Source organism: Hellea balneolensis DSM 19091 (genome assembly GCF_000428525.1).
GTDB lineage: Bacteria > Pseudomonadota > Alphaproteobacteria > Caulobacterales > Maricaulaceae > Hellea > Hellea balneolensis.
On sequence record NZ_AUAC01000003.1, the window covers coordinates 835,636 to 850,402 of the forward strand.

The window sequence follows — 14,767 nt, forward strand, 5'->3', positions numbered from 1 at the left end:
CGTTTGTCTTATTTCCCCATCATTCTTTCAAGCGTTTTACGCAGAGAGGATTTCTCCTTATCGTCCAGTTTTTTCGCCCCAGTCTTTGAAGAGTCAGATTTCGCGTCTGAGCTTGAGCCATTATCATTAGCGCCGGACTTTAGCGGCATGTCTTTATCGCCGCTTTTGCTTTCACCTTTATTTTCAGCGTCTTTCTCTTCGTCCGTTTTAAGCTCTACAAGCATATCTGCCATCATGCTGCTGGCTTTGTAATTAGATTTATACATTTCCAATCGGCCCGGACGCATAACAGGAGGATAGCTGTTATTATCAAAATCAGCATCTGCTGTCTGGTGATGCGGATCGAGCTCAATAGATTTAATGCGGTTCTTGCGCGTAATCAGCTTCGTGACTTTTTTGCTGTTACGGCGCCAGATTTCAGCCGGGATCATCATCTCTTCAGTATCACCATTCATATATGTCAGCTTAAGCGGAAGCGGCGAAATCAATCCGCCGACATTTTCAAAATCCACAAAATAGAAATAGTGACCATCGGCTTGGGCCCGTTCCCAGACCTCTTTTTCCCAGCCCTCAAGCCCGTCAACAAAACTTTTATACTTGTTTCGGTCTTTATTGGTGACGGCGAACTTGTCGTTCTCGTTATAGAAGTCATCGATATCTTCCATGCGGTCGATATAAAGCTCTATGCCTTCTTCGCGATTGCGAATTTGAACGATATTTTCAGGACGTTTCGCCAGATCATCGGCGCGGTCCTTGTCTTTCTCTTGCTCAGGGTCTTGGCTCGAAATTGTGTATTCGCGCATAGAAGTAATGCCGACATCAACATGGTCTGTTCCGAAATACCAACCGCGCCAGAACCAATCCAGATCAACGGCTGAGGCATCTTCCATCGTGCGGAAAAAATCAGCCGGTGTGGGGCGTTTAAACTTCCAACGATTTGCATATTCTCTGAAGGCGTAATCAAAGAGCTCACGGCCCATAACTGTTTCGCGCAGCACCATGAGTGAGGCGGCGGGCTTAGAATAAGCGTTAGGACCAAACTGAAGAACGCTATCGGATTGTGTCATAATTGGCACTTGGTTTGAACTTGTCATGTAGCGCGGGATGACGTCGAGTGGGTTTTGCTGACCTCCAGAGATCGGGAAGTTTTCTTCCCACTCATATTCTGCCATATATTCAAGAAAGGAGTTCAGCCCTTCATCCATCCACGTCCAGCGGCGTTCATCGGAATTGACGACCATAGGGAAATAGATATGCCCAATTTCGTGAATGATAACGCCGATAAGGCCATATTTCGTACGGCGGGAATAGACTGTCTCGCCGGATTTCTCGTCCTCATATGGGCGGTAGCCATTAAAGGTGATCATCGGATATTCCATACCGCCGCGTTCCCATGAGTTCACGGATTGCGCAGTCGGGTAGGGGTAGTTGAAAGCAAATTTATTATACACATCCATCGTGTGGACCACGGCATGTGTTGAGTATTGCGACCAAATCGGGTCGGCTTCCTTGGGGAAGAAGCTCATGGCTGTGACAACAGGGTTTTTATCATCGTCCTGCTCAAATAGCATCGCGTCCCAGATATATTTTCGTGAGCTTGACCAAGCAAAATCGCGTACGTTCTCAGCTTTAAAACGCCATGTCTTAGTGCCTTCGGCGACAGATTTTTCATTTTCTTCAGCCTCTTCGGGCGTCACGATGTAGATAGGTTTTTTTGTCCCGGCGTCATCCATGCGTTTGCGTTGCTTGGCGGTCATTACTTGACGCGGATTTTGCAGTACACCTGATGCGGCAACTATATGATCAGACGGTACGGTGATATTAACATTGTAATCCCCGAATTCGAGCGTGAATTCACCTCGTCCTAAGAACTGCTTATTCTGCCACCCCGTATAATCGGTATAGGCGGCCATACGCGGGAACCATTGCGCGAGGCCAAAGATACAATTTCCGTCTTCGCCTTCATCGGTAAAACACTCATAACCTCCGCGTCCGCCAACGGCTTCTTCGTCGATAATGTTGTGTTCCCAATCTACATTGAATTCAAAGCGGGCATCGGGAGCGAGGCCTTCGGGAATATCGATCCGCATCATAGAATCATTGATGATGTAAGATAGCTTATTGCCGTCAGCATCAGACACGTCCGTGAACTCAAAGCCATATTCACGGTCTTCCATGGCTTGATTATAACGCATCATGCCAAAGGTAATGCGGTCTGCGCTGCCTGTTCCTTGGCCGCGGCGTGAACCTGCGGCTGAGGCGACTGTAGACTCGCGTGCTAGAGAACCATCTTTGAAGCGGTTTTGATCAAGTGCGAGCCAGATATAGTTTAGCGTGTCCGGAGAATTATTGACGTAATCAATTTCCATCTCAGCAATGATGCGCTTATTTTCTTCGTCCAAGGTGGCGTCGATATTTACATTGGCTTGTTGCTGCCAATAAGCCGGGCCGGGCGCACCTGCTGCATTGCGAAAGATGTTCGGTGTCGGAAGGCTTTCAGGGCCAAGTTGACGGAAATGTTTAACTTGATCACCAGCGCTAAATGCAGGGCCGTCATTATCGCCCTCATTGGCAAAGGCTTGCGTAGCAAACGTTAAAGAGCCGACAGCAAATGCCCCCGTAATTAAGCTGAAATTGAGAACATTTTTAAAGTCGCGCATGAAAAGCCCCAGGTTAAGGTGTGTGCTACATAGTTACATTTTGAATAGCAGGCCCATATGGCAAATTCACACTAAATTCGCGTTAACAGGGAAAAGTCTATGCGGATTCCCCGCGAATACGGTGAAGACCGTCTAAAGAGGCTTTGAATGGGTGACGTTTTCTAAAGATATGCCGTCCCGCAATTTCAGCCTTTTTTGTTACCGAACTATGGACGTGACGCTCTTTAACAAGCTCGGCGATGACATTGACGAGATTATAGTCATGCAACACCCGCTCACGGGCTTCGATGATTGCCGGGAGACGTTTTTCATAGAGGCCTTGTGATATACTATCTCTGATAATGCGCTCCGCACCATCAACATCAAAAATATCAATCGGAATGATGGCCCCTTCAGGGAAGTAATCACTGATATTTGGCGGGCCATAATAGAAGGGTAAGCAATAAGCGAGAAAGCAATCCGCAATCTTTTCTGTCCAGTGATGCGGCTCAATGTGATTTTCTATAGCAATATGATAGCGAAAATCATCCATGGCTTCGGCTTTGTTGGAAACTGGATTTATTCCGCGCCCAAAGAGATGAAGCTCGCCTCCGAGGCGGCGTTTAAGCTCCATGATGCAATCATAACGCTGGGCATGGACTGTATGAGACATACGTTTATTGCTACAAACTGTTGAAATGTCGTGCTTCTTTAAAATTGGCGGCTGAGCATTGAAATTATCGACATCGATATAATGGGTATCACCCTCAGACATCGGGCGCCCATAAAACCAGCGTAGAGGCGGCGTTTGGAATATCTGATTCGGATGTTTAACTAGCCTTGGGTCTTTTGCCGTAAGGACATGCCCGAATTGCTTAAGAAAATGCGGCCCGTCTATGCGGATAGAAGACGGTTCTGTTGTAATTAGAAGTGTGTTCTCACGGGGGCAGTCAAGAATTTCGATGCGGTTGATTTTCTTCTCACCCGCCAAAGGCGGAAAACCTTCATAAATGACAAGCCAGTCATAGCCCCGATAATCTAAACCAAAATGAAATTTAACGTCTCCGATAACGGGCTCGCGCTTTGGAAAAAGCGATAACCACAGAGCGGGGTCTTGATCAGGGGGTGTCTTAGCAAGAAATTTGACGTGGAGAGTCATAGCGCGCCTATTGCCAATGCTCGGCAATCCACGGCGTTGGTTTAACGTGCTTATATATTTTCTTGTACCATGGAGCCGGCCATATCCCCATGGCCGCTTCATCTTGATCGGGCTTGCCAGTGAAAGCCACAATCCGTGTGTCTTCAGGGAGTTGGGGTGTTTTGAAAAAGTTCATCGGCCATTTTGGCATCAATGTGTGCTTGAAACTCGCGCACCAGAGCTTTGGCCAGAACACCATATCTTCAATGTCTTTGGAGATATAGACTTGCTCTATGCGGTAAGCTTCTAGGATGGGATCAGGATTGTTCTGAATGTCATCATAAATATGTTGATACTTACCGACAGGAAAACGAAAGCAGGATGTATTTCCAATGCCTTTTCCTATTTGGGTCCAATTCTCAATCACGCAAAATCGTCCGGGTTCATAATCAAACAGCTCATCGAGATTGCCCGTAATGACTAAATCCAGATCAAGGAATAACACATCTCCCTCAAGGTCTGTGAGCGGGTATTTCCACATAGTGAGTTTCCGCCATGGTGTCAGGGCAAGATTCTCAGGCAGGTCAATGTCTGGAATGGGCTCAATCTGCACATCTGCATTTATGCCGGTGCCATCATCTGTAAAGCAAACGAGCCGCGTCTTACGGCGTGTCTGACGCTGAATGGCATGATAAAGCCGATTTACAAAATCAGGGCCATAACGTGTGCCCCATTTCATGCAGATAATGGTTTGCATCAAAGTAAAAGTCTTTACTTCAACATTTCATCACGCAGCGCACGGAACTCTGTGCCTTCATACCAATTCGGCCAGTCACTTGAATTCGCAATGCCATAGCCGAGTTCGAATAATATCTCAGTGCTTTGCTCAATACCGGATAGATCCCAGCTATTGTCATATTCATCGCCAGGCTTGTGATAGCGCTCCTTTGTGTATTCTTTGCCGAAATCTTCCCCGTAAGTCAGGCCATTTGTGACGTGGTCATTGCCCGGGTCTGAATAGAGCATTGGAACCCCCTTTTTGGCGAGGCTGATATGGTCAGAGCGGTAATAATATCCGGCTTCTGGCTTATCGTCGGGGACAATGTACATATCGCGTGGTTCGAGGACATCTTTAAGGCGATCTTCGAGCTCGGACGCCCCAAAGCCGATGACTTTCATGTCCTTGGTTTTTCCAAGCGGCAGAATGGCGTCAATGTTAATGCCAGCGACTGTTTTTTCTAAAGGGACAATCGGGTCTTCGGCATAATAGGCTGATCCTAACAAACCGCTCTCCTCGGCTGTGACAGCCACAAAAAGTGCAGAGCGTTCAGGCGCGCCTTGCTGCACGAAAGCTTCTCCAATTTCGATAATCGAGGCTGTGCCTGTGGCATTATCAACAGCGCCATTATAGATTTTGTCATCGCCGGGAAGGTTTTCATTCTTACCTAAATGATCCCAATGCGCCATGTAGAGCACATATTCGTCTGGATAGGTCGTACCTTTGATGCCCCCCGCAACATTACGGCTTTCGACGGTTTTAACATTTTGGTTTATAGTCGCATTCAGAGTTAAGCCTTCCATCGGGACGGGCTTAAAGCCTTTTTTGACGGAGTCGGATTTCAGAGTTGCGTAATCCAAACCTGCGGCACCAAACAATTTTTCCGCTGTGTCCTTGTGCCACCATCCCTCAAGGATAGTGCGTGAGGCGCCGCCATCCGGCCTGACCAGATCATATTGCGCGCCTGTCCAGGAACCGGAAACAACGTCCCATCCATAGCTTGCAGGTTCTGTTTCGTGAATGACGATTGCGGCGGCGGCACCTTGGCGGCCGGCTTCTTCATATTTATATGTCCATCGGCCATAATAGGTCATGGCATTGCCTTTAAACAGCGTCTCGTCTTTGGTAGCAAAGCCAGGGTCATTGACGAGCATAACGACTGTTTTTCCTTTGACGTCGAGTCCCGCATAGTCATTCCAACCATATTCTGGTGCGACTACGCCGTAACCTACAAAAACGACATCGCTGTTTTCAATGGTTTGGCTCGCTGCCAAACGTTTGGTCCAATAGACCGCGTTGGTTGTTTGGTCAGCTTTCATAAGCGTTTCGCCGTCTTTGTTGATGCTCATGGAAGAGGTGGGCAGCACTTCGGTTTCCGTAAGCTCTACAGGCTGGAAATAAGTGCCATTATCACCCATGGGAGCAAGGCCAGCGGCTTTCATTTCATCTGCGATGTATTGCGATGCAGCTTGTCCGCCTGGCGTTCCGGGTGCGCGGCCTTCAAATTCGTCAGACGCCAAACGCTCAATACGGCGGCCTATGTCTGCGGCAGATGCAATGGCGGGTTTTGTAGTCGTTTCGGGGGTTACAGCGGGTTCACAAGCTGTAACAAATATCAATGAGGCACTTAAGGCCAATAGACTAAGGCGAGTCATAATCTGCTCCATATAATTCTTTTCGGTTGAAAACCGCTCGGCTCTCTCTAATCATAGCGGCAAGAAAATAAAAGGTGAAACTATGCGTGCATTTGTAATCTCTCTTCTGGCCAGCACAGCTTTAATAGCGTGTTCAGAGGTCACGCAAGTGGTCGATGACGCTCAGGCACAAATCGAAACTAAGACGAAGCGTCCTGTATTTGAGGCTTCGGCAGAGGGTTACACGCGCAGTTCTGAAGTAGATCAGCTTATTAAGGCCTCTCTGAAAAGCACATATGCCTATGACATCACAGAATCATTGACCACAGAGATCGGTCCGCGTGTTGGCGGTTCACCCGAGGAAGCAAAAGCACGCCAATGGGCTGTGGCTAAGTTCAAAGAGATTGGTCTTGAAAATGTTCGAATAGAACCTTTCATGATGCCTTATTGGGAGCGCGGTATTGAAACTGCCGCAATTGTATCGCCCAATCCACAACAGCTCTTCATCACATCACTCGGCGGTTCAGTGGCTACGCCGCCTGAAGGAATTGAAGCTGAAATTGCTTATTTTCCAACATTTGAAGATTTAAAAAATGCGCCAGAGGGCGGACTTGATGGAAAAATCGTCTTTATTTCAGGGCGAATGAAGAAAGCACCAGACGGGGCGGGATATGGTCCAGCTAACCAAAAACGCCGCCAGGGTGCGACCGAGGCTGCAAAGCGAGGCGCAATAGCCGTCGTCATTCGCTCTGTTGGAACAGATAGTCACCGTTTCCCGCATACAGGCATGATGCGCTATGCCGATGACATAAAGAAAATTCCGATCGCGGCCTTGTCCGCGCCTGATGCAGATCAGCTTGAGCGGACATTAGGCCGTGGTGAGACGATGACCCTAAAAATGACAATGACGCCGCAATGGAAGGGACAAACTGAGTCTGGCAACGTGATAGGTGATATTGTGGGGTCAGAAAAACCTGAAGAGATCGTTTTGATCAGTGGTCACTTGGACTCTTGGGACTTGGGAACAGGCGCGATAGATGACGGGGCTGGCATTGGAATTTCCGCCGGTGCCGCGCAGGTACTTATTGAAAGCGGACTTAAGCCTAAGCGCACCATACGTGTTGTCGCTTTTGGCGCGGAAGAGGTCGGCCTTCTTGGTGGTTTCGCTTATGCGAAAAAGCATAAAGGAGAGAGCCTCAATAAGCACGTTCTTGCAACTGAGTCGGACTTTGGGGCAGAGCCGCCTTATGAAGTGTTGTCAGGCGTTCGAAGCGGCAAAGCCGTTATTGAGGATATGGCTAAGGCCCTTAATCTTCCTATGTCTGGCCGCGCAACTAATGGCGGGCCAGATATTGGTCCAATGTCGCGTGAGGGCGTGCCAACCATGCGCTTCCAACAAGAGGGCACGGATTATTTCGATTTGCACCACACGCCAGACGATACTTTTGATAAGATCGACGCAGATGATATGGCCAAAAATACAGCTGCCTTCACGGCAATGATTTGGATGGCATCCGAAGCTGAAACTGATTTTAGAGGGGATGAATAATGAAGATGAAACTATTACTTGCCGCGGCTCTTGTTGCAATGGCGCCAGTGGCTCAGGCTGAAACATTGATGGATGTTTACAAACATCTCCACGCAGATCCTGAACTGTCTTCTATGGAAACGGAAACTGCAGCTTATCTCGCTAAGCGCATGAAAACGCTTGGTTTTGATGTGACTGAAAACTTCGGCGGAACAGGAGTTGTGTCCGTTATGAAAAACGGTCCCGGTAAAACCATCATGATCCGAGCGGATATGGACGGCTTGCCTGTGAAAGAAAATACAGGGCTTCCTTATGCCAGCACAGTGGTCAAGAAAGACCGCTTTGGGGATGAATGGCCCGTCATGCATGCTTGCGGTCATGACATTCACATGACGACATTTTTGGGAACCGCTCAAGAGCTTGTCGCCAATAAAGATCTATGGTCGGGTACGCTTGTAATGATTCTGCAGCCCGCTGAAGAAATCAGTCATGGCGCTAAGGATATGTTGAAAGCAGGACTGTTTACTAAATTTCCTCGCCCCGATTACAACCTTGCGCTCCACGCTAATTCAGGCATGCCTGCGGGTATGGTGGGTATTACCTCAGGCTATGCACTGGCCAATGTCGATTCGGTTGACATTACTGTAAAGGGTGTTGGCGGCCATGGCGCTTACCCTCAGACTACGAAAGACCCTATCGTCTTGGCCTCACAAATCGTTCTGGCTTTGCAGACTATTGTGTCGCGTGAGGTTGCGGCGCAAGATTCTGCCGTTGTTACGGTTGGGTCTATTCATGGCGGAACAAAGCACAATATCATCGGCGAAGAGGTGAAGCTACAGCTCACAGTGCGATCTTACTCTGATGAAACGCGCGATATGTTAATGGCATCTATCAAGCGTATCTCAGAAAATATGGGCCGCGTAGCGGGATTGCCCGAAGACAAACTTCCTATCGTTGAGATCAAGGATGAATATACGCCTGCGGCTTATAATAATCCTGATCTTTCCGCCAGAGCCATGGAAACTATGGCGGAGGTCATTGGCGCGGAAAATGTTGTTGTGTCCGCTCCCGTAATGGGCGGAGAGGATTTTGGACGTTATGGCCGAACAGAGCCGAAAATTCCAGGGATGATTTATTGGCTCGGTGCTGCAGATCCAGCGGAAGTAAAAGCGGCTAAAAAGGCAGGTAAATCTATGCCTTCACTGCATTCACCCTTCTTCAAACCTGATGCCGCCGCAGCCATCCCAGTAGGTGTCGATACAATGACTGCAACGGCTGTAAGCCTGTTTAACGAGTGACTTATATCAGTTTCACTGCGTTATACCAAAATTTTGATATAACTTTGGTTCCAATGTTAGGTGATTTTCTGCGTTAGATGACCTCCTGCGCCGACTAAAAACTTCTAGACTTTCTCTGATATGCATATAATTGCATATCAAAATTAATTTGAGGATATCACATGTCATTGCCGCCGATCTTGCAAAATCTTGAACTGCCTGTTGTTGCTGCCCCTATGTTTATCGTGTCAGGGCCTGATCTTGTCATAGCGCAGTGTAAGGCGGGCATTGTTGGGTCATTCCCGGCGCTTAATGCGCGCCCCGCTGAAGAGCTTGAAAAATGGATTGTACGTATCAAGCTTGAGTTGGAGCAATATCAGAAAGATAATCCGGATAAAAAAGTTGCGCCTTTTGCGGTGAACCAGATTTGTCACCCGTCCAATAATCGTCTTGAGCATGATACGGAAATTTGCCGGAAGCATGAAGTGCCGATTATCATTACAAGTCTTCAGGCGAACCAAGATGTTTACGACGCCACGCACAGTTATGGCGGCATCATTCTGCATGATGTAGTGAATATCCGTCATTCAAAGAAAGCGCTGTCTATGGGCGCTGATGGCCTTATCGCTGTGTGTTCAGGGGCCGGGGGACATGCGGGGCGATTGTCGCCATTTGCGCTTATTCCTGAAATTCGTCAGTTCCATGACGGGCCGCTCTTACTGTCAGGCTCTATTGCTACAGGGGGGTCTATTGCAGGAGCTTTAGCTATTGGCGCGGACTTGGCTTATATCGGCACGCGCTTTATCGCCTCCAAAGAAGCCAATGCGGAAGACGGCTATAAGCAGGAAATTATTGATAGTTCGGGCGAAGACATCATCTATTCCAGTCTCTTTACGGGCGTCCATGGTAACTACTTAAAAGGCTCAATCGAGAAAGCCGGTCTTGATCCGAACAATTTACCAACGGCGGATAAGTCCTCAATGAATTTCGGTTCAGGCGGTAATACGGATGCAAAAGCCTGGAAAGATATTTGGGGCGCAGGGCAAGGCGTTGGCTCTGTTCATGATGCGCCGTCCATGCAGGATATCGTTGATCAGTTTAAAGCAGAATATGCAGAGGCTAAGGGCCGTATTTAATCTCGATAAATTCCCCTGTAAGAGGTGTAATTAAATAAATTGCTTCATTGCCACTAAGTTAGCAATCCGTTAAACCCTCACCGAGTCTATTTATACGGCTCGCCTAATTTCTATGGAGGAAGAATATGAGAGCGAATTGGTTTAAGGGGATTGTCATCCTCGCCATACTGGCTCTCTTGTGGGCACTGTTCACGGCACCTAAACGGTCAAAATCAATGGGTGAAGACATCCGTGGGTCATTGGCTGCTGCTGGTTTTACAGACACACAAGTTGAGATGAATGGTAATGTCGCGACTCTGACGGGTGAAGCCGCCAGTGACGCCACGAAGAACGAGATTGGTAAAGTTGCGACTGAAACCAAATGTTCTAAATGTGAAGACAAGAAAACATGGCATGAGGTCAAAAACGATATCACTGTGAAGGCAGCTCCGGCTATTCCGACACAATCGCCATATACGTTTTCAGCTATCAAAAGTGATGATGGAAGCGTTGTCTTAAACGGTTGGGTACAAAACCAAGACCAACGTGACCGTGTCATGGCAAGAGCCAAAGCGGCCTACGGAACTGTGACTGACAGAACCGTTCTTGTCGCGAATGGTGCGCCTAATGCGGATTGGGAAATGGTTCTCAATCAGAACATTGATGATCTTAAGCTTCTCGACACAGGGCGTTTTGCCATGAGAGACGCCGCGTCAAACATTACGGGTGAAACCGGCGTTGTAGACTTAAGAGACGCTATTGCTGCCAGAGCGGCAAGCCTTACAGGTTACAATGGGTCGGCAACAATTAAGCTCACGGCTCCGGCAACAGGTGAAATTAAAGATATCGAAGTTTGCCAGACGCTGCTAGACGACCTTAAGCGTGGTAAGAAAATTAACTTTGCCTATGACAAAGCTGAAATTCGCGGCGCTGAGAGTTTTGATCTCTTAAATTCGCTGGCGTCAGCGGCTAATCAGTGTTCCGCTTTCAAAATCAATATTGAAGGCCACACAGATGCCGATGGTGCTAACTCATATAATCAGCGTCTTTCCGAAGCTCGTGCTAATCTCGTCGTAGCCTATCTCTCTGAGAATGGTGTCGAAAGATCCCGCATGAGCGCTATCGGTTATGGCGAAACAAAGCCAATCGCTGACAACACAACAGATGCCGGAAAAGCTCAAAACCGGCGTATCGAATTTATCGTGACAGAATCCGAGTAAGGAGACAGAGAAAATGTTAAACAATCTATTAAGCTATACAGCATGTTTCGGGTGGTTAATCCCGTTCCTATTTGGTCTTCTCGGGCTTTTGCTCGGATGGTTATTATTCCGCGGCAAAAAGCAAGTTGGCGATTTGTCAGTTGAAGGTGAAGGTGCATTGCGCGCAGAAGCCGACAGTTTGCGTGCCCGCGTTCAAGAACTCGAAGGCCGCGTTTCAACACGCGACGGCGAGGTTTCTGACCTTAAAGGTAAGCTTGCAGCCGCGGCAGCAGGTGCAGCCGTTGTAGGTACAGCAGCCGCAGCGACATCCTCTAAGGATGATGATGACGAGACATATGCACTGGAGTGGCGTAACCGCTACCTTGCAGCACGTGTTAAGTATCTTGAAGGCCGCATTGCTGAGGCGCCTAAAAAAGCGGCTCCAAAAAAGAAAGCTGCCCCGAAGAAGAAGGCGGCTCCAAAAGCCAAAGCAGCACCTAAGCCAAAGGCCAAAGCTGCGCCAAAGCCGAAGGTTCTTTATACTGACGGACCTACAGATGGTGCGCCGGATGACCTAAAGCTTATAAAAGGTATTGGGCCAAAGTTTGAGAAAGATCTCAATGGTAAAGGCGTTTACTACTTCCGCCAGATCGCGGCCTGGAAAGCGGCTGATGTGAAAATGGTTGAAGGCGTAATTGACTCATTCCCGGGCCGTATTGGCCGTGACGAATGGATCAAACAAGCTAAAGGCCTGTCAAAAGGTGCAAAGCCTCGCGCGATGAAGTCAGCGTCAACTGCGGCTAAGAAAAAGACAGCACCTAAGTCTGCTGCTAAGCCGAAATTGTCTGAGGCCGAAGCCAAGTTTGAGAAATATTTTACAAATGTGAAGAAATATGACTCACGTGCCAAACGTGACGTTGTTCAGAATATTGTGAAATATTGCGGTATCGCGCTTAGAACGCGTGACGGATCATTGGTTGCTTGTTCGGATCCATCTGAAGTGCAAACAGTTGCCAAAGGTTTTGCAACGAAAAAACTAGGCCTGAAAACAGGACAAGTTGAACTCGTTCAAGATGTTTGCGCCACGATGAAGCCGGATCGCTTTAAAAACCGCGTAACATTCTATTACCTTGCGGCGAAGAAGGCCGGCAAACTGGATATCTTCGGAGGTTAATCCTCAGGAAATTCTCACAAAAAACCCGTCTTTATGGCGGGTTTTTTTATGTCAATTATAGGGTCTGACATTATCGCTTAAACTGTGCCCATGATACAAATGGCACATCAACAAAATCGCGATATATGGCCATGGCCGAGCTTTTCACAGCAGGAAATGTCTTGTCGTCATTGCGGCGAACTATACGTCTGGCCTGATTTTATGGACAGACTTCAAGGGGCCCGCAATGCGGTGGGGCGGCCTTTTATTATTTTGTCTGCTCATCGCTGTAGTTTGCACAATGCGCGTGTCGGCGGCGCACCTCTTTCTCAACATCTAAAGCTTGCCGCGGATATTGCTGTTTACGGCCACGATAAAGCTACGCTCTTGCAATCCTGTCGATATGCAGGATTTGCGGGCTTTGGTTTCTATTCTTCATTTTTACACGTTGATCTCGGACGCCCGCGCTATTGGTTTGGCGGGCAGAAAGCAAAGGACTTATGGCAGATATATTTGGATTAGGCTTGGACGCCGCAGCGGGCGGTGTCTTCGGAATTGTCGGCACAGCTCTTGGCCGCATAGCAAGCTTCTTTGAACGCAAGCAGGCATTCAAGCATGAGGTTCAGCGCTGGTCTCATGAGTATAAACTGCATGAGCTACAAATGGCGGCTAATCAACAAGAGGCGGAATTGGAGCTTGCCATCGCGGCCCAACAAGGCTCCTGGAAAGGGCTTGAAACCTCTATCAAAGCCGAAGCTGCCATTGGCGAGGCGAGCAAATGGGTGATCAATCTCTTGCGTTTGGTACGCCCCGTTTTGACAATATTGCTATGGGTTATTACGGGGTGGATATTCGCTGTGACGCAGCAGGGCTCCATCGTTGAGGCCGCTGTCTTCGCCGCAACAGCTGCGACGCTCTGGTGGTTTGGGGACCGCGCTCCAAAGCCGGTAAACCTTAAACGCTAAGTCTTTATCGAAACATCTTTCAGAATATCAGAGACCCCCATACTCATAAGGAAGAACAGGATCAGCATCATGATAAAAGTATAAATCAGTCCTACGCCATAACTGGTCAGAAAAGTTTTAAACCAGCCGCGGCCGAACATACGCTTTGCTGAAAGTGGCAGGTAAATCAGTAATATCAGGCTGTAAATATAAATCAGTCCTTTGATCGGGGTGAGTTGAACCAATAAAATAAAGAAAAATAGCAGAAGGAAAGAAAAGGCATGAATATAGGCTGCATGCACTAGATGATCGTAAAGCATGGCGCGTTTTCGTCCGCGAATAAATATGGCACCGAGCAACATTGAGAAGGGCATCATCACGAACATTATACGCGGTAAGTACTTACTGATCGGTGCGTTGATGCGTTCGGGCTGCCTTAGGCCAATGGTGAAAGCTTCTCGAATCCCTTCAGCATCTAATGTCATTTGACGTCCTGTTGCATCGGTGAGTTGGATATTTGAGGGAGAGCTACCTGCCGTCTTATCACTGTTTTTACCGTTGATGCCTGTCTCATCTGTGTCTTCTGAATAGTTTTCAATTCTATTTTTAAGGCTTTTAATACGGTTTTGCATAGGTGTGAGCCCGCGCTGCATTCCCGATTTTGCATATTTATTTGTAGCTTTTTCGATTTGCGATTTAAGGGCGTCGGCACTTTTTTGGACACGAACAAGTTCTTCTTGAAGTTCTTCAAGTGACATATCCTCATCATTATTAATCATGCTGACAACATCATTTTCAAATGCCGCAATGGCATCTTCTGAGATGGCCTCGCTAATGGTACTTTTTCGTTCAAGGAAAAACACTTGAGGCACAAGTTTTGCATCACCGAATTCAGCTTTTACGGGTGAGTCATTAAGCATCTTGGGCCCAAAAGCGACTAATTGAGTTCCGGACAGCGCGACATAACCAAATAACAAAAGTGACGTCGCCAGATAAAGCCGGATAGGCGATGTCCATTTCTGCCGCGCGCCATCAGAAAACTCACGGGACATTTGCCCTGGTTTAAATATTAAGCTGCGTAGGCTCCGCCAGATACGGCCTTCAAAGGCTGTCAGAGATGAAAACAGCTCAGCCCCTAACGACCAGATAGATCGCCGATAATCATCATTTTTATTTCCGCAGGCATAACAATAAACGCCGCTCATGGTCTCGCCGCAGGAAAAGCAATTTAGGCTTTGATTGGCGTTGGGGATAGTGTCGGCGTCTAATAAGCCCGCTTGTTCCAAATCTATTGTATCTGTATCGCCCATAATCATGTCCCTCAAACCGTCTATGCCATAATGCGCTTCGAAATAAAATATG

At 47.8% G+C, this 14,767-nt stretch carries 12 protein-coding genes; 7 read left to right on the forward strand and 5 right to left on the reverse strand.

Annotated elements, in window-relative coordinates; translation table 11 throughout:
• Positions 1–8: 8 nt before the first annotated feature.
• The 4 genes from F569_RS17490 to F569_RS0110240 all read right to left on the reverse strand — a co-directional run bounded on the left by F569_RS17490 (position 9) and on the right by F569_RS0110240 (position 6,210).
• Entirely contained in the window at positions 9–2,660 is a 2,652-nt protein-coding gene (locus tag F569_RS17490) for a M1 family metallopeptidase (protein WP_162143766.1), read from the reverse strand.
• 97 nt (positions 2,661–2,757) lie between these two features.
• On the reverse strand, positions 2,758–3,798 hold the full coding sequence (locus F569_RS17495) for a glycosyltransferase family 10 domain-containing protein (protein WP_051279716.1): 1,041 nt from the start codon (positions 3,796–3,798) through the stop codon (positions 2,758–2,760).
• Positions 3,799–3,805: 7 nt separating this feature from the next.
• Positions 3,806–4,534, reverse strand: coding sequence for a glycosyltransferase family protein (locus F569_RS0110235; RefSeq protein WP_034388172.1), 729 nt, complete (start codon positions 4,532–4,534; stop codon positions 3,806–3,808).
• A 14-nt stretch (positions 4,535–4,548) separates the two neighbouring features.
• Positions 4,549–6,210 carry a M28 family metallopeptidase gene (locus F569_RS0110240; protein ID WP_026942135.1) on the reverse strand — a complete coding sequence of 554 codons (1,662 nt, stop codon included), beginning with the start codon at positions 6,208–6,210 and terminating at the stop codon, positions 4,549–4,551.
• Positions 6,211–6,292: 82 nt separating this feature from the next.
• On the opposite strand from F569_RS0110240, the gene F569_RS17500 reads away from it, so the two are divergent.
• The 7 genes from F569_RS17500 to F569_RS0110280 all read left to right on the forward strand — a co-directional run bounded on the left by F569_RS17500 (position 6,293) and on the right by F569_RS0110280 (position 13,426).
• Positions 6,293–7,738 carry a M20/M25/M40 family metallo-hydrolase gene (locus F569_RS17500; RefSeq protein WP_034388175.1) on the forward strand — a complete coding sequence of 482 codons (1,446 nt, stop codon included), beginning with the start codon at positions 6,293–6,295 and terminating at the stop codon, positions 7,736–7,738.
• A complete protein-coding gene (locus tag F569_RS0110250; protein ID WP_026942136.1) occupies positions 7,738–9,015 on the forward strand; it encodes an amidohydrolase in 1,278 nt (425 codons plus the stop codon). The genes F569_RS17500 and F569_RS0110250 overlap by 1 nt, the downstream gene beginning before the upstream one ends.
• A 161-nt stretch (positions 9,016–9,176) precedes the next feature.
• Entirely contained in the window at positions 9,177–10,130 is a 954-nt protein-coding gene (locus F569_RS0110255; protein ID WP_026942137.1) for an NAD(P)H-dependent flavin oxidoreductase, read from the forward strand.
• A gap of 125 nt (positions 10,131–10,255) precedes the next feature.
• A complete protein-coding gene (locus tag F569_RS0110260) occupies positions 10,256–11,329 on the forward strand; it encodes an OmpA family protein (protein WP_026942138.1) in 1,074 nt (357 codons plus the stop codon).
• 13 nt (positions 11,330–11,342) lie between these two features.
• The gene (locus tag F569_RS19885) at positions 11,343–12,482 is read left to right on the forward strand and encodes a DUF2853 family protein (RefSeq protein ID WP_233353638.1); all 1,140 of its coding nucleotides are present in this window, start codon (positions 11,343–11,345) and stop codon (positions 12,480–12,482) included.
• A 99-nt stretch (positions 12,483–12,581) separates the two neighbouring features.
• Positions 12,582–12,983: a D-Ala-D-Ala carboxypeptidase family metallohydrolase gene (locus F569_RS0110275; RefSeq protein ID WP_233353639.1), complete on the forward strand. Its 402-nt coding sequence runs from the start codon at positions 12,582–12,584 to the stop codon at positions 12,981–12,983.
• Positions 12,962–13,426 (forward strand): hypothetical protein, encoded by a 465-nt coding sequence (locus F569_RS0110280; protein WP_026942140.1) that lies wholly within the window; start codon positions 12,962–12,964, stop codon positions 13,424–13,426. Before F569_RS0110275 ends, F569_RS0110280 begins: the two co-directional genes overlap by 22 nt.
• Here the strand turns inward: F569_RS0110280 and F569_RS0110285 are convergent.
• Positions 13,423–14,715: a DUF3667 domain-containing protein gene (locus tag F569_RS0110285; RefSeq protein WP_034388178.1), complete on the reverse strand. Its 1,293-nt coding sequence runs from the start codon at positions 14,713–14,715 to the stop codon at positions 13,423–13,425. The genes F569_RS0110280 and F569_RS0110285 overlap by 4 nt on opposite strands.
• Positions 14,716–14,767: the final 52 nt, after the last annotated feature.

Bases quoted from the DNA above. Each gene is read 5' to 3' on its own strand.
- F569_RS17490 (WP_162143766.1), bottom strand. From the start codon at position 2,660: ATGCGCGACTTTAAAAATGTTCTCAATTTCAGCTTAATTACGGGGGCA.
- F569_RS17495 (WP_051279716.1), bottom strand. From the start codon at position 3,798: ATGACTCTCCACGTCAAATTTCTTGCTAAGACACCCCCTGATCAAGAC.
- F569_RS0110235 (WP_034388172.1), bottom strand. From the start codon at position 4,534: ATGCAAACCATTATCTGCATGAAATGGGGCACACGTTATGGCCCTGAT.
- F569_RS0110240 (WP_026942135.1), bottom strand. From the start codon at position 6,210: ATGACTCGCCTTAGTCTATTGGCCTTAAGTGCCTCATTGATATTTGTT.
- F569_RS17500 (WP_034388175.1), top strand. From the start codon at position 6,293: ATGCGTGCATTTGTAATCTCTCTTCTGGCCAGCACAGCTTTAATAGCG.
- F569_RS0110250 (WP_026942136.1), top strand. From the start codon at position 7,738: ATGAAGATGAAACTATTACTTGCCGCGGCTCTTGTTGCAATGGCGCCA.
- F569_RS0110255 (WP_026942137.1), top strand. From the start codon at position 9,177: ATGTCATTGCCGCCGATCTTGCAAAATCTTGAACTGCCTGTTGTTGCT.
- F569_RS0110260 (WP_026942138.1), top strand. From the start codon at position 10,256: ATGAGAGCGAATTGGTTTAAGGGGATTGTCATCCTCGCCATACTGGCT.
- F569_RS19885 (WP_233353638.1), top strand. From the start codon at position 11,343: ATGTTAAACAATCTATTAAGCTATACAGCATGTTTCGGGTGGTTAATC.
- F569_RS0110275 (WP_233353639.1), top strand. From the start codon at position 12,582: ATGGCACATCAACAAAATCGCGATATATGGCCATGGCCGAGCTTTTCA.
- F569_RS0110280 (WP_026942140.1), top strand. From the start codon at position 12,962: ATGGCAGATATATTTGGATTAGGCTTGGACGCCGCAGCGGGCGGTGTC.
- F569_RS0110285 (WP_034388178.1), bottom strand. From the start codon at position 14,715: ATGGGCGATACAGATACAATAGATTTGGAACAAGCGGGCTTATTAGAC.